Consider the following 20,732-nt stretch of genomic DNA (forward strand, 5'->3'; position numbering starts at 1 on the left):
GCCTTCCACAGTTCTTGCACGCGTTCAGTCTGGCAGTTCAGCCCGACAGGTCGGTTCAGTTGATCATGCCTGCGATGCGGCGGCGCACATGGTGCAGATGGCCCTTGGGCCGCCCGGACGTGTCGATGCCACGCTTGGCCAGGAAGGCACGAACCATCTTGTCGCCCTCGCTGAAGATCAGGACCGTCAGCCCAATCACCAGGCAGATAAGCCACTGGCTTGCGCTCAAGGGGGCCATGCCCAGTACGCCTGCAACCGGAGCCAGATACATGGCCCCCGCATGGATGCCCAGGGCCACGAACGAGGCCACCAGAAGGAAGGTGTTGTCCAAGGGATTGAGTTGGAAGATCAACCTGTTCTCGGACCTGGCCGACATGGCGACGAAGAAGTTGAAGAGGACCAGCAGGGTCAGGGCGATGGTCCGGGCGTGGGCCAGATCCATCCCCGCGTTGATGTTGAGGCGGAAGAGGACCAGGATGCAGGTGGCCATCCAGAGCCCGCAGACGGCCAGTCGCGCCCAGAGCACCCGCGAGAGCAAGCCCTCTCCAGACGAACGTGGGGGCGACTCCAGTTCATCCCCGTTGCCTGGTTCGAATCCCAGGGCGATGTCCTGGACACCGTTGGTCACGAAGTTGATCCAGAGCATCTGCAGGGGCAGGAAGAGCAGGGGCTCCTCGGAGATCACATTGACCCCGACGGCGATCATGGCGGCTGCGGCCGTGGACAGGAGGAAGTAGGCGGATCCGCGGATGGCCTTGAAGATGACCCTCCCCTGGCGCACGGCCTGGGTGATGGTGACGAAGTTGTCGTCGGTCAGGACCACATCGCTTGCCTCCCGGGCCACGTCGGTGCCGGAACGACCCATCGCGATACCCACTGAAGCTGCCTTCAGTGCCGGGGCGTCATTGACGCCGTCGCCGGTCACAGCCACCACGTGGCCCTCGTCCTGCAGGGCCTCCACAATGCGCAGCTTGTCCTGGGGGGAGACGCGGGCGGCGATGGAGGTCTCACGCAGACGGGCCCGGAGGACCTCGTCGCTCATCTCCAGCATTTCGCTGCCGGTCAGCGCCTGGTCGGTGTGCTCCAGACCCAGGCGGCGGCCTATGGCGGCCGCGGTCACCGGGTGGTCGCCGGTGATCATGACCACGCGGATGCCGGCCCCTGCGCATTCGGCGATAGCCTCGCGCACGCCGGGTCGGGGCGGGTCGAGCATGCCCTCAAGCCCCAGGAAGGTCAGGTCGTCAGGTCGACGACGGGAGGCGGGGTCCTGGTCAGAGGAGAGGACCCTGCTGGCCACGCCTATGACGCGCAGCCCCTGGGAGCCCATGGCTTCGTAGGACTTGTGGACGGCCTGGGTGTCCAGGGGAACGACCTGGCCATCCGGGTCCAGCATGGTTCGGCTCATGGCCATGACCGCGTCCGGGGCGCCCTTGACGTATTGGGTCAGGGTGCCGTCCGGGCTGCGACGGATGGTCATGGAGTGCAGCAGCTCCGGCTCGTAGGGGGTCTCCATGACGATAGGAGCATCCAGGTCTTCAGTCGTCACGGCCCCGGTCTGGTCGGCCAGGCGGGCCATGGCCATGTCGACCGCGTCGCCGCTGTATTCGATGCCGCCCTGTTCATTCGGCTGCCGGTGGGCCTCATTGGTCAGAGCCCCGGCCCGGGCAAGGGCGGCCAGGCCGCTCATACGGTCGTCGTCGGATACAGCCGCTGCGCCCAGGTCCAGGCCCTCTACGGGGACCGGCTGGCCGCCACCCAGGGTGAACTGTTCCACAGTCATGCGGTTCTGGGTCAGCGTGCCGGTCTTGTCCGAGCCGATGACGGTGATGGAGCCCAGAGTCTCCACCGCTGGCAGCGAACGGACGATGGCATGGTATTCGGCCATCCTCGAAACGCCCAAGGCCATGGCCACGGTCAGCACGATGGGCAGGGCCTCGGGCATGGAGGCCACCACCAGCGAAACTGCTGACAGGAAGGCCCCCGTGGCATCGCCATTGAGGATGGCTCCGCCGATGAAGACGAAGATGGCCACCAGGATGACGGCGACGGCGATGCCCAACTCAGTGCGATGGATGATCCGCTGCAGGGGCGTGCGGCCCTTGGCCACATGGACCAGATCGTTGATCTCGCCCAGCTCGGTGTCAGAGCCGGTGGCCACCACCAGCCCTCGGCCACGGCCGCTGGTGACCATGGTGCCCGAGAAGGCCATGCATCGCCTGTCGCCCAAGGCTGCGTCACGGTCCACGGGGTCCGTATTCTTCTTGGCATCCTCGCTCTCGCCCGTCAGCATGGCCTCGTCGATGCGCAGGTGGAGGGCCTCGATCAACCGCAGGTCGGCGGGGATGCGATCGCCGCTCTCCAGGAGGACCAGGTCACCCGGGACCAGCTGGTCGGCGTCAATCTGCTCCATCCGGCCCTGGCGCACCACCCGTGTGGTGGGGGTGGACAGGGTGGTCAGGGCCTCCACGGCCTTGTCAGCCTTGGACTCCTGCACATAGCCGATGATGGCATTGAGAAAAAGAACCAGGAAGATGGCCGCAGCGTCCACATAGTGCTGCAGAAAAATGGTGATGATGCCGCAGACCATCAGAACGGCGATCAGGGGGCCGGCGAACTGCTCCAGGAAGAGCTTCCAGCGAGGTTTGGCCTGGGCCTCAGCCAGGCTGTTGGGCCCGAAGATCTCCAGTCGGCGTGCGCTCTCCTGCGTATCCAAACCCTGATCCCCGGCGTGCAGGGTCTCCAGCACAGCCGAGGTCTCCAAGCTGTGCCAGTCGGTGTCGTCGAAACGCATGTCAGCCCCTGCCGCCGCTGCGTTCTGATTCTTGATATTTGTAGATGTCATGGATGATGTCATCGGTCAACCTGGCCTTTCCAAACCGGATCGGTCATTTGTCCCCGCATGCGACCCTCTGCAGTCGTTCTTGCAATCTTCCTTCTGGACCGGGGGATGTCCAAAAGCGTCGGGGAAACAATAGCGTGCGCGCAAATCCCCGGGGTCAGGAGATGGGGCTCCATGGTCAGCCGTCGCAAGCAGTGCCCGCTGGGAGGTTCGGAGCCTTCCCGGTCTTCACGAGTATACCGATTAAGCCGGCCTTTCATGCGCTTGCGGGGATCCCCCGGGCCGGATTTTCACAAATGTTCGCCTATCGCGAGCGCAGTCTGTCCACCGTTTTGACTGAAGGTGTCAACTTAGCGCACATTGTCCATCAATACTGTTCCTGGATATCGCCATTCCGTATACTGGACTATGCGACGTCGATCCTCATGCGACCCTGCACTCGAAGATTCCTTCATTGGTCGAACGAACCCTGCTAGTCGGGCCTGCGGCAGCCCGCCCGGGATTGCGTGGCGGAAAGGAAGCCCGTGGAAACATTCATCCTCATTCTGTGCATACTTGCTGCCGTCCTCGTCTCTTCCTTCATTTCCAGATTCATTCCCCGGATCTCCACCCCTCTGGTCCAGATCGTCCTGGGCGCAGTCATGGCCCTGCTGCCCATTTTCCCGCGGATGCGGCTGGATCCTGAGCTGTTCATGGTCCTCTTCATCGCGCCCCTGCTCTACTACGAGGCCCACACCATCAACAAGGTGGAGCTGCTCAAGGGCTTGCGGTCATCCCTTTCCCTGGCCATTGGCCTGGCTGCCCTGACCATGATCATGGTGGGCGTCATCCTGCATGCTGCCTGGCCCATGTTCCCCCTGGCTGCAGCCATGGCCCTGGGCGCCGCCCTGGGGCCCACGGATGCCGTGGCTGTTTCCTCCCTGGGCGAGAGCGCCGACCTCACACCGGACGAACATTCGATCCTTGCCGGCGAATCGCTCTTCAACGACGCCACCGGCGTCATCGGCTTCCAGTTCGCCATCCTGGCTACCGTGACCGGCTCCTTCTCACTGCCCCAAGCCCTGGGCGAGTTCTTCGTCGAGTTCGTGGGCGGCATCGGCTTCGGCCTGATTATGGGCTTTGTGGTCAATTGGCTCTTTGAGTCAGCCCGTCGCCTGGGCTGGGAAACCACCACCACCAGGATCCTGCTGGAGCTCTTCCTTCCTTTCCTGATCTACATGGTCGGGCAGAACATCCTGCATGTGTCCGGAATCCTGGCCGTGGTCTCCACCGGGCTGCTGGTCCGTTTCGACCACACCGGAGTGGGACCCAATACCTCCAAGGCCAATATCGTCTCATCAAGCGTCTGGAAGGTGCTCTCCTTCAGCCTCAACGGCGCGGTCTTCGTCCTTCTGGGCATGCTGCTGCCAGCGGCCATGGGCACCAGCTGGCGAGACCGGCGGGTCAGCAACTGGATGCTGATGGCCACCATCACCCTGGTCTGCCTGACCGTGATCGTGCTGCGCTTCCTCTGGACGGCCAGCGTCCTGATCTTCACCAAGGACCATGAAACCGGCAGCAGACGAAGGATCACATCCAAGCTCCTGAGGTCGGCGGCCGTCATGACCTTCGGCGGCCCCAAGGGGACCATCACCCTCTCCTTGGCCCTGACCATCCCCTATATGACCGACGACGGATCCGCCTTCCCCATGCGCAGCGAGCTGATCTTCGTGGCCGCCGGGGTCATCATCGTCACCCTGGTGCTGGCCAACTTCGCCCTGCCGCTGCTGGCCCCCTCACAGAGCAGCGAGGTGCCGGCCCAGCAGGTCGAAAAATCCATCAAGGTGCTCAGGGGCACGGTCCGGGAGCTCTCCAGCAGGATCACTGACGAGAACCGGCTGGCCATCCAGCAGGTGATCAAGCAATACAACCACCGCATCGCCAAGCTCAAGTCGCGGATCGGCCAGTACTCCCCCAAGGACTTCCAGGACCTGCAGGTGCAGACCATGGAGTGGGAGCAGGACTACATGGAGGAACGGCTGAGCCGGATCGAGGAGGCCCAGGACCAGCTGGAGGAGCGGATCAAGAGCGAAGACGCAAGTATTGAGCAGGCACCTGCATCAACACAGCCTGCGGCCCAAGCCGAACCCAGCACCGAGGCCGAGACTGTGGCCGACAGGGATGCCGACGCCCAGCTGATCGACCGGCGCAGCGACCGCGGAGACGACCAGGAGGAACTGCTGAATCTGCGCAGCCAGGAACAGGCCGCCCGCAGAATCCTGTCCACCATATCCGGGTCCCTCTTCCACCTGGACAGGGGCGGGGAGCTCCGCTGGAGGGCCTACACGGCTCGCAGACGACTCAGGGGCCTGCTGCACAGCGAGTTCCACCGCCTGAAGCACCTGACCCAGCCGATCGACAAGGACCGTGTCTTCGTGGCCGGACGCCACCTGCAGGCGGAGATGAACCACTTCCTGATTGAAAAGCTCTACTCCGAACTGGGCAAGGGACGCTTCAAGACCGAGGATCTGCTCAACACCATCATCAACCACCAGATGATCGAATCCTCGGCGGAGGGGAAGACCGAGTACGCGGGCATGCCTGCCGTCAGAGACCAGGTGGAGGAAGCCAAGCGCGAAGGGTATGCCATCGAGCTGGGTCAGATCCAAGACATGGTCGAATCCGGGGAGATCTCGCGCACGACAGCCAGGAAGATGCGCCGCAACGTCTACGTCATGCAGGTAGACGCCGACTCGGCCCTGTGAGCCGATCTACATGAGGCCCGAGGTCACGTCAATCTCGCCCAGCCACTGGCGAAGGTCGTTCATTTCGCGCATGTCGACGGCATGATCCAAGTGGTCGTACTCGGTGGTGTGCAGCCAGACGTGCTCGTCCAGCCAGGCGGCCAAGGCCCGGAATTCGTACTTGGGCACCGTGGTGTCATCCGAGCCGAAACCCAGAAAGACCGGCTTGTTCAAGCCAGCCAGGCGCTCATCCGCGGGAGCGGTGCCAGGCACCAGACCCGGGGCCAGGAACCCGGACAGGCATATGGATGCCCGGTAGCGCTCGGGGTTGACCCGAAGCAGATGAACAGCCAGCATGGCTCCCTGGGAGAAGCCCATGGCCACCACCGGTCGGTCCTCCGGGATGTTGGCTGAAACCCAGGCGTCCACAGCCCGAGCCGCTGCATAGCCATCCCGATCCAGGTCCTCCTGTTCGGGGCGCATATCGTGAAACCAGGTGTAGCCCGGGCCGAACATGCCGCGCTCGCTGCCTGGCACCACCATGGGCGCCCGAAGGGAGGCGTAGTCGTTGTAGGGGGCCACGTAGCGCATCAGGTCAGCCATGTCCTCCTCGTTGGAGCCCCAGCCGTGCATGAGTACAAAAATGGGCCGCGAGGGGTTGCCCGTGCCCTGCTTGCGGGACCAACGGACCTGCTCGACCTTGAGCTCCTGCCCAAAACGTCCGGGCACCACCGTGGAGGGCCGACCCACCAATCCGCCGTCATCCTTTTGTGCTTGATCCATATCTGCCACGATAGTCGACTGGCCCGGTCATTCACTGCTGGCTCATGAGCGGCTCGGCCTGGCCACCCCACTGGCCCTGCAGTCCGGTCACCTGGGTCTTGCTGCCCACCACCATCCAACGCTTGCCGGTCAGCAGCCACAGATCCTGGGGCTGCAACCCGCCTCCATAGCGGGAGAGCAGATCAGGCACGCGGGCGCGGATAGGCCCTTTGGCCAGGGATGCCGCTGAATCGTTGTCGAAAACCACGTAGGCCATGGTCGTATCGGTGCAATACCGGGCTTGGGAGATGCCCACATACCCGTCTAGGCCGATGTCATGCCAGCCGGAGGCGCACTGTCCAGCAGCCTTGTCGATACCGCCGGTCATGGCCTGGGCCGAGCTGATGGGCGCTTCGTCGCGCGCAGGAGCCTTGATGATGCCCTTGGGAAAAGAGTTGGCGATGAGCAGGCCTGCTACGGTCAAGAGCATTCCGCAGATCAGAAGAATAATGCCCGCCGAGCCTACCGATGGCCGGTTCGGGACTGGTCCGGAATGACGGGCTATGACGACCAGGATTATGGTCAACAGGGCAAAGGCCACAGAGACGCCCACCCAGGCTGAGATGCCCACCTGGCCTATGACCCCCAGCCTGGAGGGGGCTATGGCATGGGCCAGCAAGGCCGCGCCCGCCAGGGCCGAGACCAGCCCCGTGACTGCCGCAAACCGACTCCAGATGTTGGCATGGGCTATCTGAATAGGACGCTCATCAATATCTGGACGAGGAGGATAGGAGGCTGGCAGACCCTCGTCATACCCGCTGTCCGCCAGCCGCTGATCCAGCTGGTTGAATCCATCGGCCATCGACCTCGCCACCTTTCACGGTTGGTTTCAGTCTATGGGGGCGGACACAAGCAGACCAGCGAGGGCGGCCAATGCTTCACCATCCCAACATCCTGCTGGGCTGATAGATGGGCATAGTTCTATAGGCATAGGTGCTTATCGCCGCGATGTTCGGCACATGTACAGGCCCGGTGACGGCGAAAGGTCCCAGAGCTCAGTTAGCGTTCAGCCCTTGATGTCTCGGGGATCCTTCTTGCCTATGGTGCGCTTGTCGCGGATTTTGTTGCCGCCCTTGTTATGGATGTTGACCTCGCCGCCGCCGGACCGGTCTGCAAAGACCTTGGCCTGCTTGGTGGCCTCTGCCTTGGTGGCGAAGGTGCGGGAGACTCGTGAGGCCCCGGCCCGCTTGACTGTCCAGAGATCGCGATCCCCGTCGTATTGCACGTGATAATCAGCCATGATGGCCGTCCTTTCCGTACTTCCCTGTACCCCCTCATCTTCCACTGCCCGACCTGAGGCACCGTGCTTCGACACTCCAGAATTTTGAGGAATATTGTTCAGCTAGGAAGGGCTTTTCTCCATTGTTGCCAGGCTTGTAACTTTTAGGCCAGATGCGGAAGATTCGATTATGGAGAAGAAAATAAAAGGACCAGAGCAATTCCTATGAGGTGATTTAAGTGGGACGAAACTACGGATGTTTAGTTACCTATTTGAATACAGGACCTGGGGTAGATGCATATTCAAGCAAGGTGGACTCATCTGCGTCAACCTTAAGATTCTAGAGATTTGAGCAGAGTCCTGGTTGCAACCATAGACGCGATTGTTTCGCCGATGCGAGAAGCAGTGTGCCCGGGAGCCGCCAAATGTTGATAATGGCTTCGAGGAAGCAATCCATCAACTGGTCAGCAGGCGTCACGTCAGCATAGTTGCGGGTCGAGTTGGCACGCAATACTTCACTTCTAAATCTCATGCTAACTAGCCAAACTGCGATAAAACTTCCTCACATCGGATTAAGCGAGCAAAAGTCTGGGCATACGCCTCAATCAAACTTGGAAACATAAACGGGGTCACGCCGCGATTTGTACCATCTTTTGCTTTAGTCGCCCTCCTTGGGGATTGCACATTCAAACCTTTCACAGACGAGAAACGCTTCAGTGAAAACTAGCGGTCACGTAGAACAGGATTAACGGGGAATGTGAGGAAGCGTCTGCATGTGGCTCTTCATACCTACAGATACTGCAGCCTTGCGGCTATGGCATGCAGGGGACGGAAAGCGGATAAAACAGGCGAGGATACGGAGAAGACCGACCTTCGCCGCATGATCCACGTACCCGTTCGTACCGAAGCTATCCCAGGGTTTCTGGGCCTGGTTCTGTTACTGCCAATGAGCTGGGGCTTGTATCGCGAAACTCCTATTCGGCTCTTTATGGCATTCCCGTATGCCGTTGATTTTTCGTCAGACACTTGGGTAAACAGAATAATTGCGACGACTGTTCAAGGGCTTGTCTGCTGGCTGATAAGCGGCATCGTCCATATTGTTGCCTTGTATAAAAGGAAGTCACGCAAAGCCCGGAAATGGTGGAGCGTCGTCGCAAAAGTCCTGTTTTTTCAGTGATGTTGATCGTCTTACTGCATAGTCTGGGCGAGATACTGTTCCTCTCGATAGACGTCAGCAACATTTCTCAGGTGAGTAAACGCCGATGCTGATGTTTGCTTACCGACTGTAGGCTCAATCAGATTGACCTAACGATATGGATTCGCAAGGAACGCAACATATGCTCGAGCGAGAGCATGCGCTACATCCTTGGCAGGAAGCCGGTCAATACCAGGTTCACTCAACTGTTTATCCTTACCGAAACTGGAATCTTTCTAAACCCAAATGTCAATGCTATTGGGAATTTTCTAGGAAGGAGAACAGGCGAACAGAATCGGATCCATAGCGCTGAAGTTGTCACCTATATTACTCCTCATCGCCATCGACATGACCAGCAGTCCCACTCCAGCTATCTACAGGATCCCCATCATCCTTTCGAAGCAATCAAGCGTGTATGCCTAAGGAAAACCAAACCATCACAAGAACCGTATAGTGGTTGACTCCTTCCTTCAGGCATAAGACCAAGAACAGACTCTAACCTAGAGTTAAGGTCAGGCCCCCGGATTCAATCTAGAGCGGCACGCAGCAACAACTAAATAAGCGATTAAAGAGCCGAAAGTCTCCCGCGAAATTCAGTGTCAAGAGTGAGACGACGATCAGTCTTAATCTTTATGACGACCCATACAGCCGTAAAGAGCACTACAAGACATATAGCGGCGAGAAGAACCTCTCCTACCAACTCCGGATATTTGTTAAACTGCGCCGAGCAAATAGAAATTACCAACGCCAGTAATGCGACCAGTAATGACACAGACCCTATTGATGTCGTCTGACGTGGCTTACTCTCGCAAAGACACACCGCAATCTTATGAGCACGTTCTGCAACATCAGCCGAGCCTTTACCAGAGCCTGTACCCGATTCTGTACCAGAGCCTGTACCCGAGTCTGCGATAAACCCAAAATCGTGGATCAAGTATTCCTGCAGTTCCCTTTCGCTACAACGAGGGTGCTCCAACCACCATTCTCTTGCTCTGCAATACTGCTCATTTCCGCCTGTATAACGATCAAGGGTGGCAGCCTTTTTGCCTATTGTATAGCTATACGTCAACGTTGACCCCTTTCCTCTCGCACTATAACTGTTGGCAAACTGCTAACATCAATCAGTTATCATACTTAAACAAATAACTTTTTCCTTGATAGCCCAGCAATCCAGTCAAGAGCGGGCGACGGGAATCGGACCCGCCTCTGAAGCTTGGGAAGCTTCCATTCTACCAATGAACTACGCCCGCAAATCCGGCTGCCGGGGTCAGACCTCGGCCAACCGCATGCGAATCACTATGGTAGCAGGTCTCGGCGATGTGCGCGAATCACCAACACCGGGCACGGTTGCGAGACAGGTCTTCAGTCCACTTTCATACGGTGCCGTCAGGCTCGATCAGGTCCGCCACCACTGTGCTGCAGGCCCCGAGCAAGGCGGCATCCTCACCCAGGGCCGAGCGATCGACCACAAGGGGCCGCCGGAAATCAGCGGCCAAGGCATCGTTCATGGTCTTCTCCATGGCGCTCAGGAAGATGCGGTTGACCACCCTAGAGTCGCCAAGGACCGCCACACGAGGAATGTCCATAAGGCCGGCAGGCATGGTCAGGGCACGGCCCAGCAGTTCGCCAGCCCGGCGCAAAATGCTGGCCAGATTGTCAGGATCCCTGTCCATTGCAGCAGTCAGCTTAGGAACGCTGATCAGCGATTCCAAGCAGCCGCGCTTGCCGCAGCGGCACTGAGGACCGGTGGGGTCCACCACCACATGGCCAATCTCGCCGGCCGCGCGGTTGCAACCGGTCACCAGCTCGCCGGAAACCAGCAATCCTGCCCCAACTCCGTCGCCCAGATGGACCAGCAATAGGTCGGACTGTCCTGAGCCGAACTGCTGCTCGGCCAGAACCTCGTTGTTGGCATCGTTGTTGACTGTCACATCCAGGCCTGTCTTCTCATGCAGATAGCCGCGCAGGTCGGTCTGAACCCAGCCAAGGTTGGTAGCATCATCCACCACGCCTTCAGCACTGACGATGCCGGGACTGGATACGCCGATGCCCATAATGGGATGAACCGCCCGCTGCATCAACGAATCGGTCAGCTCCCCCACCAAGTCCAGGGGAACCTTGCCGTCAGCAGTCAGCGGGATCTCCTCACGCGCCACCACCTGCCCGGTCAGGTTGAGCACCGCTCCCCTGAAGACGTAGGGCGTGGAAAGATCCAGGGCCAGGATGCTGCGCCCGTCAGGATTGATGCGCAGCAGCCGTCCCCGCTTGCCCGGCCCTGTGGATTTGCTATAACCCACCTCCACAAGCAGATGCTCGTCCAGCAGCTCGGCCACGATGTCTGATATGGCGACCCTGGTCAGCCCTGAAGCGCGGGCCAGATCAGCCCTAGTCATGCTGACATCGGGATAGAGCAGCCTGAGCAGGATAGCTCGGTTGTGATGCCGCACCGACTTGGGCAGTGCCTTGGACAGGTTGCCGGTATTGCTGGTCATAATTCGCCTGACGATAGATAATGCGGGAACGGGGACCCGCCATGGGGATTGGGCCTTGAACCCCGTGACCATGCCCATCCATGCTTGCTTCTTATATTGTAAACTTCCTTGCCCAGGCAGGCCCAGATCTCGTCATAGCAGTATCAAAACGGTTCCTTTTCAAGACCGCGCAATAGCATCGTAGACAAGACCAAGGGGGCTGCCAGTAAAAAGTTCAGTTTCCTAACAATTACGTGTTAGGCTGTGAACAGATACCAGAAACAGCTGCATCCCCTCGCTGAGCAAAGGAGCGATCTCCATGACCACGACACCGGACCATTCGGGAACCTCACCGTCCGCCATCAATCCCCGATACCTGCTGGGCAACGAGGCCAACCGCATCTTCATGGCCTCGCAGACCTACGGTTTCCTGGACTTCGGGCGCGGGTTCCCCACCGAGCAGGGCGGCGCCGGCTGGCTCAATGACGACGGCAGCATCGACCCCGACCAGGGCATTCAGACCTGGATCACCTGCCGGATGACCCACGTCTACGCCATCGGCAGCCTCCTGGGCTACCCGGGAGCGTCGGAGCTGGTCCACCGCGGCGTCCAGGCCCTTCAAGGCAACCTGCACGACGATGAACACGGCGGCTGGTACCCTTCAGTCTCCTGGCAGGGCCAGCCCGAGAGCGGCAAGTCCTGCTACACCCACGCCTTCGTGGTCCTGGCTGCCTCCTCGGCCATGCTGGCCGGCGATCCCGATGGACAGGAGCTGCTGGATCAGGCGCTGGAGATCTTCAACCGCTACTTCTGGGATGACAAGAAGGGCCTGGCCGTCGATACCTGGGACAGCGGCTTCACCCGGCTGGACCCCTACCGGGGACTCAACGCCAACATGCACAGCACCGAGGCCTTCCTGGCCGTGGCCGATGCCACCGGCAAGGAGGACTACCGCGAGCGCGCCGGCCGCATCATCGACCAGGTCATCAGCTGGGCCGAGAACAACCAGTGGCGCATTCCCGAGCATTTCAACAGCGACTGGCAGGCCGATCTGGACTACAACCAGGACAACAAGGCCGATCAGTTCAAGCCTTACGGGGCCACACCGGGCCACGGGATCGAATGGGCCAGGCTGATCACCCAGTACGCATTAAGCAGGTTCGATCAGGAGACCGACCGCCGCCGCTACATCGAAGCTGCCGAGCACCTGTTCGCCAGGGCTGTTGAGGATGGCTGGGCCGCCGACGGAGCCGAGGGCCTGGTCTACACCACGGACTGGCAGGGCCGCCCGGTGGTCCACGACCGCATGCACTGGACCCTGGCCGAGGCCCTGAATACCTCGTCCACCCTCTACGCAGCCACCGGCAAGGCCACCTACGCCGACTGGTACGCCACCTTCTGCAGCTACGTAGACCACTATCTGATCGACCACCAGGGCGGATCCTGGTGGCATCAGCTGGATGCCGACAACCACGTGATCGGCACGGTCTGGCCCGGCAAGTCCGACCTCTATCACGCCTTCCAGTCCACCCTGATCCCCTACAACGACCCGGCGGTCTCCATCGCTACGGCCATCAAGCAGGCCTGCGGGCAGGGACGGACGGACCAGGGCCAGGCCCGCTGAACCCCATGGCAACATCGACCCCGCATCCCAGGGCGGACAAAGATAGCGTCCAGGCCGGCCCGATCAGCCTGGGAATTGACATCGGCGGCACCAAGATCGAGGGCGTGGCCATAGATGGTGACGAACACCTGCTAGCCTGCCATCGAATCCCCACGCGCCAGGGCAACCAAGCGGTTCATGACGACACAGTGACACTTGTCCGCCACCTGCTGGATCAGGTGGACCCAAATCAGGGTCCGGTCACCGTAGGCTTAGGCATCCCGGGGCGCGTGGATGCCAATCGGGGAATGGTAGATGACGCGGTCAACCTGGGCATCCGCCACATGGCTCTGGGCCCTGCCGTCGCCAAGACTACCGGTCTGCCCGTCCGCGTCGAGAACGATGTCAACGTCGCTGCTCTGGGAGCTGCCTCGCAGGCTGGCAACACCCTGATAGCACCTGGAGCCACACCACACTCCGCATCTGCCCGGAACCAGGCCCGACGACCCGCATCAGAGCCGGGGCGTGACGGACCCAGGGCCCTGCCTGACCAGGACAACCACGTAGTGGCCTTCATCAACCTAGGCACGGGTCTGGCAGCAGGCATCATACGCGGAGGCCGAATCGAACACGGAGCCAGCGGGGCAATCGGCGAAATTGGCCACATCTCGGTGGATGCCCACCAGTTCCCCTGCAAGTGCGGTCAGTGCGGCTGTCTGGAAACGGTGGCCTCAGGCTCGGCCGTGGAAGCCCTCTGGCCGGGAATCGCCCATCCCCTGCCCGACCTGATCGCCCAGGCAAGTCAAGGGAATCAGCGCGCCCAGAGAGTGGAGGACATCATCGGCCATGGCATTGCCCTGGCCGTGCAGATCGTGGCCCTGACCATCGATCCCGCAATCATCATCCTGGGCGGCGGCATGAGCAAAACCGGCCAGCCCCTGCTGGATCTGGTCACCGAGCATCTGCATAGGAGCGCGGCCTGCAGCCACTTCATCGCCTCGCTGAATCTGCCCGACCGGTTGCGCCTGGCCACGGCCGACCTGCCCATCGCAGCCATCGGCGCCGCCCTGGCAGGACGCATGGCCGCCGACAGTCGCCCATTTGACTTTATCGGAAAGGAAATCGCATCATGACCGAAATCATCATCGTCAAGTCCCAGGAGGAAGCCGGCCAAATCTATGCCCGCTGCACGGCCGACCTGATCCGGCGCAAGCCTGACTGCGTGCTGGGTCTGGCCACGGGGTCCAGCCCCCTGGCGGCATACCAGGCGCTGGCCGATCTGGTCCACAAGGAGGGGATCGACGTATCCCAGGTGCGCGGCTTCGCCCTGGACGAGTATGCGGGGCTGGATCCGGCCCACCCCCAGTCCTACCGGTCCACCATCGACCGGACCGTGGTCAAGCCTCTGGGCCTGGACCCTGCCAAGGTGAGGGTGCCCAATGGGAACCTGGAAACCATCAAGGACGCTGGCCGCGTGTACGACCAGGCAATCGAGGATGCCGGCGGCGTCGACCTGCAGATCCTAGGCATCGGCACTGATGGACACATCGGCTTCAATGAGCCCGGATCCTCCCTGGCCTCGGGCACCCGCATCAAGACCCTGACCGAGCAGACACGCATCGACAACGCCCGATTCTTCGACAATGACATGGACCAGGTGCCCACCCACTGCATCACCCAGGGGATCGGGACCATCCTCAAGGCACGCCAGCTGGTCCTCCTGGCCTTCGGGGCCGGCAAGGCGGAAGCCGTGGCCGAGAGCGTAGAGGGCGGCATATCGTCCTTCTGCCCGGCCTCCGCCCTCCAGATGCATCCCCACGCCACCGTGATCGTGGACGAGGCCGCCGCTTCCCGCCTGCGCAACCGCGACTACTACAAGTGGGCCTATGCCAACAAGCCTGACTGGCAGTCCATCTAGAAGGCAGACCAAACATGTCCAAGGAAGCATACGAGTCGGCGGGGCTCGCGGTCGAGTCATCCCTGAATGGACCGGCCCATCCCCTTGTCCTGACCGGCGCAAGGCTGATAGATGCCCGGGGCATCAGGGAAGACAGCTGGATTCTGGCCCTGGATGGCAGGATCGAGCAGGTCGGACAAGGCCGGGAGAGCCTGGAATCCGCCCTGAGGGCCTCTGGCCTGCCCCAGTCCTTCCAGCCTGGATCCGATAACCATGACGTGAATGCGAGCGGTATGGAGTTCATCGACGCAGCCGGCTTCATCCTCACCCCCGGGTTCATCGACATCCACTCCCACGGCGGCTGGGTTCACTCCTTCGATGACGGTGACGAGGCCATTCGCACGGCCAGGGCCTGCCATATGGTCCATGGAACCACCCGGCAGGTGCTCAGCCTGATCACCAACCCGGTCGACACGATGTGCACCAATCTGCGCTCGGTCAGGCGGGTCATGGACTCCAGACCCGACGTGCTGGGCGCCCACTTGGAGGGACCCTTCATCGCCCTCTCCCGCAAGGGGGCGCACGATCCCAAGTGCCTGCGCGACCCTGAACCCGCGGTTCTCGACAGTCTTCTGGAGGCCGCCGACGGTTGCATACGCCAGGTGACGCTGGCCCCCGAGCGCGACCATGGCTACGAGGCCATATCACGCCTGGCCGGATCTGGCGTGGTGCCCGCGGTCGGCCATTGCGATGCCGACTATGACCAGACCCGCCGCGCCTTTGATGCCGGCGCCCGCATACTCACTCATGTCTTCAACGCCATGAACGGCATCCGCCACCGTCAGCCAGGACCCATTCCGGCCGCCGTGGAGGACCCTCGGGTCACGGCCGAGCTGATCAACGACGGTTTCCATGTGCAGGACCCCTGCGTCGATCTGGCCTTCAGGCTCTTCCCCCATCGGATAGCCCTGGTCACCGACGCCATGGAGGCCACCGGCTGCGAGGACGGCGCCTACAAGCTGGGTTCCCTGCATGTAACAGTGAAGGGCGGCCACGCCCGCCTGACCTCCAACGGAGTAATCGCTGGTTCAACGCTAACCCTGGATGTAGCGGTCGGCAGAGCCATCCGATACATTGGCGTCCCAGCCCCACAGGCAGTGGAAGCCGCCACTCTGACACCTGCCCGGGCCCTGGGGCTGGACCGCCCCAACCGCACCACCGATGCCCCGCTGGGTCTGCTGGCACCCGGCTATGCGGCCGACCTCCTCCTCCTGAACCCGGCCGACTGGTCCGTCAAAACCGTGGTCTGCAACGGGCGCAGAATTCAGATCTAAAGCACGGATAACCTAAAGCCTCGGGTTCCTTGTTGCCTCTATGACGAGCAGGATTCTTCGCAACTGGGGGCACTAAGGCGGAAACGGTCACCACTATCGACAGGTGTACAGGCGCCTCAGCCCGCTGTTCTCTCAGTACCCCACCTGGGCTCCATGCCCGGAATTCACCTGGGTCTGCCCCATCTCCTGGCTCATCTGCATCAGGCGGGCTATGCGCTCATCGGTGGGCGGATGGGTGGAGAAAAGCCTGCTGAATCCCCTGACCGAGAAGGGATTCTCGATCATCATGGCGGCGGCACTCTGGGTGCCGGCGGTCTGCGGCATGGGCGCGGCCTGAGACCCGTAGGATATTTTGTTCAGCGCCGATGCCAGAGCCGCCGGGTCTCCGGTCAGCCGACTGCCGTCCTCGTCGGCGTCATACTCTCGGGTGCGGGAAATGGCCATCTGGATCAAGGAGGCGCCCAGGGGTGCCAGAATCGAACTGATCAGCACGCCCAGGAGGCCGAAGACGCCGGAATCGTTATCCCTGTCCCGGCTGTCGCCGCCGAAATACATGAGGGAGTACCCCAGGTAGGTGATGACCGTGGCCATGGCCGAAGCAACTGCAGAAGTCAGAATGTCATGGTTGTAGACATGCATGAGCTCGTGGCCCAGCACACCGCGAATCTCACGCTCGTTGAGGATGCGCAGGATCCCCTGGGTGCAGCAGACGGCGGCATGGCGCTCGTTGCGGCCTGTGGCAAAGGCATTGGGCGAGTCGGTGGGGGCAATGTAGATGCGGGGCATGGGCTTGCCGGCCCTCCCCGACAGCTCCCGGACAATCCGATAAAGGTCGGGAGCCTCCTGCTCGCTGACCGGCCGGGCATGCATGGAGGCGATCGCCACCTTGTCGGAGAACCAGTAGGATCCGAAAGTGGTGGCCAGACCTATGAGGATATAGACGCCCAGCGTCCCCTGGCGGCCGCCGGTCAGCCACCAGATGAGCATAATAACGGCCCACATGAGGGCGAACAAAAGCGTCGTTTTAAGGCCGTTGAAATGTCCGTGAACCTTCAGCTTGCCATTCATGTGTTCCATGGTAGACAATGCCGCTGAATTTTTGCTGAACGACCGCTGAAAAGATAGGACTGCTGGGCTCCTCCCCCTACTGTCCTTTCAGAACAGGCCTGGTTGGCTCACGTCTTTCCTCTCGCCTTGAGGCTTAGGAAGAACATATTGGGCCTTCTTCATCCTCCCGTTTTCATCGAAGAATCGACGCAGGCTCATGGTCTCCACCCCAAAATGGTCAGCGATATTAGGGATCTTGGGCTCTTTCTTCATGTGCTGCCCCTGTTGCAGCGGAACCCGGGCCTCATCCGTCACGATGACTGCCCCCTCGACCTTGGCCACAGCGATCAGCCAGGGATCCGCCTTGCTCTCTGACTCCCAGTATCGGCGCGACTCTTCCGTATACTTCCCGCAGGTGACCAGATAATCCTGGATTTGCGCATAGACCTGCCCATACCTGTCATCCTTATGACTTATTTGACGACCTTTGAACATTGCACATACCCAAAGATCCAGCATATCGGGATCAGCGGCCTGCTCGTTGACCAGCTCGTCGTAGACGACATCCACCAAGGCGATCGCCTTGTCCTCAGCCAGCTTTTCCATCCATCGCCAGAAGGGGTGGAATTCCTTGTAGTCGAAAGGATGGTTGAGCCGGCAGGAGGCGATGAAGACGTTGGAATCGGGCAGGTAGAGGGTGGCGGTCATATCAGCTTCTTTTCACGAATCAACCCCTGATAAGACTGCGGGGAACGCACCCCCACCAGGTCGAAGCCCTCAGTCGGAGCCAGTCTTCCCCCGTCCATGGCAGCATTGACCAGGCGGACGAAACCGGTATCGACCCTGGAGGCATTGGTCCTGTTGCCATTACCGCGGGATTCCCGCTCCTGACGGTGGACGGCCCTGTCATGAAGATGCCGATCCATTCGTGCCCGCAGCTCCTCAAGCGTATCCTCATCAGTCAAGCCAAACTGATGGGCTTGTATCCCCATGGCCAAGGCACTCAGATGGAAGTCGTCAGCTATGGACTCCGCGGCATCAGCCGGCTCTTTGCCACCGTCCAGCTTCTCCTGCCAGAGCCGCCGGAAGCGCTCGTCGTCAATCACGGCCTTTACCACCGCCCGGTTTATCGCGCGCTCCGTGGCCTTGCGGCCCCCTTGGCCGCCAATGCCGTCGAAGAGCTCCTGAGTGCCCAGCAGTACGTGCCCCACCTCGTGAATCAAGGTGAAGATCATGCCGTCAAAGGAATCATTTCTGTTGATGAACACCAGCGGAGCCATATCGTCGATCAGCACGAATCCCCGGAACTCCTGAAGATCCAGCTTTCGAGAACTCACGGAACCCACCTGGGAGTTGAGCATGATCATGATGCCCGCATGGGAGGCACGTTCCTTGAGCTGGCGGAAACGGTCGCTGGAATTGCCGCCCTCCCAGGCAGAGCGCCCATCAAACCCAAGGGTGGAGCGAAGCGCATCAGCCAGGGCATCGTCCTGCTCGGCATCGCGCACCGAACCGACTAGCGGGTTGGCATCCAAGCCGGACTCAAGCAATTCATCCCTGGCCCACTCCTGCCTGAACCGCATCTGGTCGATGGTGTCCTGCAGATTTTTGCTGGGCTGCACAGACGTGTTGCCTACGGTCCGGTAACGAACCAGAGGTTCAAGGCGACGCTGGGGCACAACCGACCTGACCAGGGCGCCGAAAGGCACATGCAGGGCCCTGCTGAGCTGCTCAACCTTGTTGAAGGATACGGATACGGGTTCCTTGGATTCCAGCCAATCCGGCAACTGGCCAAGTCCCCGGCGCTGAGACAGGGCCACTGGATCGGCATCGCTCTCCTCAACGGCCCATTGGAGGGTGGCCGGATAGAGAGTCAGATTAGCCATGTCACGCTCCTTCGATTCCGTGAGGGGCTCTAATGACAATGATAGCTACGCGAGGCCCATCCGTCTGCAGTAAGCACCCAGTATTGAATGCTAAGAAAATAGGACCCGGGTGAGGATTCATGAACCTCATCCAGGTCCTGCCACTGCTAACACAGGCCCAGGAGCGATCGCCTACTCGCCGTGGGCGAGCTGGCGGAGCTGGTCGGGGTCGATGACCTTGATATGCTCACGGCCAACTTTGGCCCCCTCGGCCCGCTCGTAGGCATCCACCCGCTTCCAGCCGGCAAAGTCGATGGGCTCGATACCCTTGTCAGCCAGGAAGCGATCAATCGAATCGTCGTCACGGTCCTGGGCGAAGCGGCCGCGAGACGGGCTGGCAGCCAAGTCATCCAGCATGTTACCGATGGTCTCCAGGGCATCGGACTTGGTGGACCCGATCAGGCCCACAGGCCCCCTCTTGGCCCAGCCCGTGGCGTAGAGACGGTCGATGGGTCGGCCGTCCTGCCCCTCGGGAGCAGTGGTCACACGACCGTGGACGTTGGAGAGGGTGTAGCCGGAGAAATCGTAGGGAATGCCGGGAACCTCGGCAGGCTTGTAGCCGATGGCATGGTAGACGGCCTGAACCGGGTACTCCTCGTACTGGCTAATCTCCTCCATGGTGCCCTCGGGCGTGACCTTGGTCTTCTCCACCCGAATGCCGGTCACCTTGCCATCCTGGCCGATGATTGCGGCTGGCATCCGGTAGAAGTGCATATAGAAACGGCGGTCGGCGGGGTTGCCTTCGAAGTCGACGCCGCCGTCCTCAGCCATGTCCTCGGCCATCTCCCTGATGGTGAAGAGCTCCTCCAGCATCTGCCTGGTCAGCTTATCGGCACCGGCCCGGTCGATGGTCTCCTGATCCAGGTCGAAGTCCTCCTCGTCGATGACGATTTGCACTCCGGGCAGCTTCTCCAGCTCGCGCAGCTCCTGGACTGAGAACTTGGCCTGGGCTGGTCCGCGACGGATGAACATGTGCAGTTCACGGGCCTGGTTGCCCTGAATCCCCTGGTAGACATTATCGGGGATGTCGGTGCCCAGCAGGTCGTCGGCCCGCCGCATCAGGATTCTGGAGACATCCATGGCCACGTTCCCGCCTCCGATGACGGCCACCTGCTTGGCGTCCAGGGGCCAGTTCTGGTCAGCGTCGGGATAGCCGTCATACCATTCGACGAAGTGGGCGGCCCCGTGAACGCCATCAAGCTCGTGCCCGGCGATCTCCAGGGGGCGGTCGTCCACCGCACCAGTGGCGAAAAGAACCACATCGTAGCGCTGAAGCAGATCATCCAGGTCGATGTCCCTGCCGAACTCCACATCCGCATAGAGGTGGATCTCGGGATTGTCCAGGGTCTTCTCCAAGGCGCCGGCGATGTACTTGATGCTGGGATGGTCCGGGGCCACGCCGTAGCGGACCAGACCGAAGGGGACGGGCAGTTTTTCGAACAGGTCGATGCGGGCCCGGTCGCCCAGTCCAAGGTCGGCGCCCTTCTCCCGAAGCTGCCGCAGCAGAATGTCAGAGGCGTAGACCCCTGCTGGTCCCGCGCCTATGACGGCCACGCGCAGGGGTGAGCCGGCTTCCTCGCCGCGGGCCGGTGCGGGCATGGTGGAATCGTTGACAGTAATATCGCTCATGCTTGTCAGCCTAACGCAAAGCGACGGT

15 protein-coding genes and 1 tRNA gene are annotated in these 20,732 nt (G+C 61.1%); 6 read left to right on the forward strand and 10 right to left on the reverse strand.

Annotation, left to right across the window (positions count from 1 at the left end; genetic code table 11):
• Nucleotides 1–55 precede the first annotated feature (55 nt).
• Nucleotides 56–2,842, reverse strand: a complete 2,787-nt coding sequence (locus QRX40_RS07920; protein ID WP_313837524.1) for an HAD-IC family P-type ATPase — start codon at nucleotides 2,840–2,842, stop codon at nucleotides 56–58.
• Between the two features lie 521 nt (nucleotides 2,843–3,363).
• On the opposite strand from QRX40_RS07920, the gene QRX40_RS07925 reads away from it, so the two are divergent.
• Entirely contained in the window at nucleotides 3,364–5,583 is a 2,220-nt protein-coding gene (locus tag QRX40_RS07925) for a cation:proton antiporter (protein WP_313837525.1), read from the forward strand.
• A gap of 6 nt (nucleotides 5,584–5,589) precedes the next feature.
• Here QRX40_RS07925 and QRX40_RS07930 read toward each other — a convergent pair whose 3' ends face one another.
• The 3 genes from QRX40_RS07930 to QRX40_RS07940 form a co-directional block, all read right to left on the reverse strand.
• Nucleotides 5,590–6,345, reverse strand: a complete 756-nt coding sequence (locus QRX40_RS07930) for an alpha/beta hydrolase (protein WP_024627569.1) — start codon at nucleotides 6,343–6,345, stop codon at nucleotides 5,590–5,592.
• A 31-nt stretch (nucleotides 6,346–6,376) separates the two neighbouring features.
• Nucleotides 6,377–7,186, reverse strand: a complete 810-nt coding sequence (locus QRX40_RS07935) for a hypothetical protein (protein ID WP_313837526.1) — start codon at nucleotides 7,184–7,186, stop codon at nucleotides 6,377–6,379.
• Between the two features lie 204 nt (nucleotides 7,187–7,390).
• On the reverse strand, nucleotides 7,391–7,624 hold the full coding sequence (locus QRX40_RS07940) for a DUF2188 domain-containing protein (protein ID WP_045934889.1): 234 nt from the start codon (nucleotides 7,622–7,624) through the stop codon (nucleotides 7,391–7,393).
• 754 nt (nucleotides 7,625–8,378) lie between these two features.
• Between QRX40_RS07940 and QRX40_RS07945 the strand changes: the two genes are divergently transcribed.
• On the forward strand, nucleotides 8,379–8,780 hold the full coding sequence (locus tag QRX40_RS07945) for a hypothetical protein (protein ID WP_313837531.1): 402 nt from the start codon (nucleotides 8,379–8,381) through the stop codon (nucleotides 8,778–8,780).
• Nucleotides 8,781–9,977: 1,197 nt separating this feature from the next.
• Here QRX40_RS07945 and QRX40_RS07950 read toward each other — a convergent pair.
• A tRNA-Gly gene (locus tag QRX40_RS07950) sits at nucleotides 9,978–10,048 on the reverse strand.
• 123 nt (nucleotides 10,049–10,171) lie between these two features.
• Entirely contained in the window at nucleotides 10,172–11,290 is a 1,119-nt protein-coding gene (locus tag QRX40_RS07955; protein ID WP_313837533.1) for an ROK family transcriptional regulator, read from the reverse strand.
• 298 nt (nucleotides 11,291–11,588) lie between these two features.
• On the opposite strand from QRX40_RS07955, the gene QRX40_RS07960 reads away from it, so the two are divergent.
• The 4 genes from QRX40_RS07960 to nagA are packed head-to-tail and all read left to right on the forward strand — an operon-like array spanning nucleotide 11,589 to nucleotide 16,103.
• On the forward strand, nucleotides 11,589–12,893 hold the full coding sequence (locus QRX40_RS07960; protein ID WP_313837534.1) for an AGE family epimerase/isomerase: 1,305 nt from the start codon (nucleotides 11,589–11,591) through the stop codon (nucleotides 12,891–12,893).
• Between the two features lie 5 nt (nucleotides 12,894–12,898).
• On the forward strand, nucleotides 12,899–14,005 hold the full coding sequence (locus tag QRX40_RS07965; RefSeq protein ID WP_313837535.1) for an ROK family protein: 1,107 nt from the start codon (nucleotides 12,899–12,901) through the stop codon (nucleotides 14,003–14,005).
• Nucleotides 14,002–14,790, forward strand: a complete 789-nt coding sequence (nagB, locus tag QRX40_RS07970) for a glucosamine-6-phosphate deaminase (RefSeq protein WP_306221597.1) — start codon at nucleotides 14,002–14,004, stop codon at nucleotides 14,788–14,790. The genes QRX40_RS07965 and nagB overlap by 4 nt, the downstream gene beginning before the upstream one ends.
• A 14-nt stretch (nucleotides 14,791–14,804) precedes the next feature.
• Nucleotides 14,805–16,103, forward strand: coding sequence for an N-acetylglucosamine-6-phosphate deacetylase (nagA, locus tag QRX40_RS07975; protein WP_313837538.1), 1,299 nt, complete (start codon nucleotides 14,805–14,807; stop codon nucleotides 16,101–16,103).
• A 132-nt stretch (nucleotides 16,104–16,235) separates the two neighbouring features.
• Here the strand turns inward: nagA and htpX are convergent, their stop codons facing one another.
• The 4 genes from htpX to QRX40_RS07995 form a co-directional block, all read right to left on the reverse strand.
• Complete coding sequence (htpX, locus tag QRX40_RS07980; protein ID WP_313837540.1) at nucleotides 16,236–17,171, reverse strand: zinc metalloprotease HtpX; 936 nt, start codon at nucleotides 17,169–17,171, stop codon at nucleotides 16,236–16,238.
• Between the two features lie 87 nt (nucleotides 17,172–17,258).
• Nucleotides 17,259–17,858, reverse strand: coding sequence for a DUF4411 family protein (locus QRX40_RS07985; protein ID WP_313837541.1), 600 nt, complete (start codon nucleotides 17,856–17,858; stop codon nucleotides 17,259–17,261).
• Nucleotides 17,855–19,036, reverse strand: a complete 1,182-nt coding sequence (locus QRX40_RS07990; RefSeq protein ID WP_313837542.1) for an ImmA/IrrE family metallo-endopeptidase — start codon at nucleotides 19,034–19,036, stop codon at nucleotides 17,855–17,857. Before QRX40_RS07990 ends, QRX40_RS07985 begins: the two co-directional genes overlap by 4 nt.
• A 171-nt stretch (nucleotides 19,037–19,207) precedes the next feature.
• Complete coding sequence (locus QRX40_RS07995) at nucleotides 19,208–20,674, reverse strand: FAD-dependent oxidoreductase (RefSeq protein ID WP_313837585.1); 1,467 nt, start codon at nucleotides 20,672–20,674, stop codon at nucleotides 19,208–19,210.
• Nucleotides 20,675–20,732 lie beyond the last annotated feature (58 nt).

Origin of the sequence: Bifidobacterium sp. H6bp9 (genome assembly GCF_032193695.1) — a bacterium.
In the GTDB taxonomy this organism is placed as follows: Bacteria; Actinomycetota; Actinomycetes; order Actinomycetales; family Bifidobacteriaceae; genus Bombiscardovia; species Bombiscardovia kimbladii.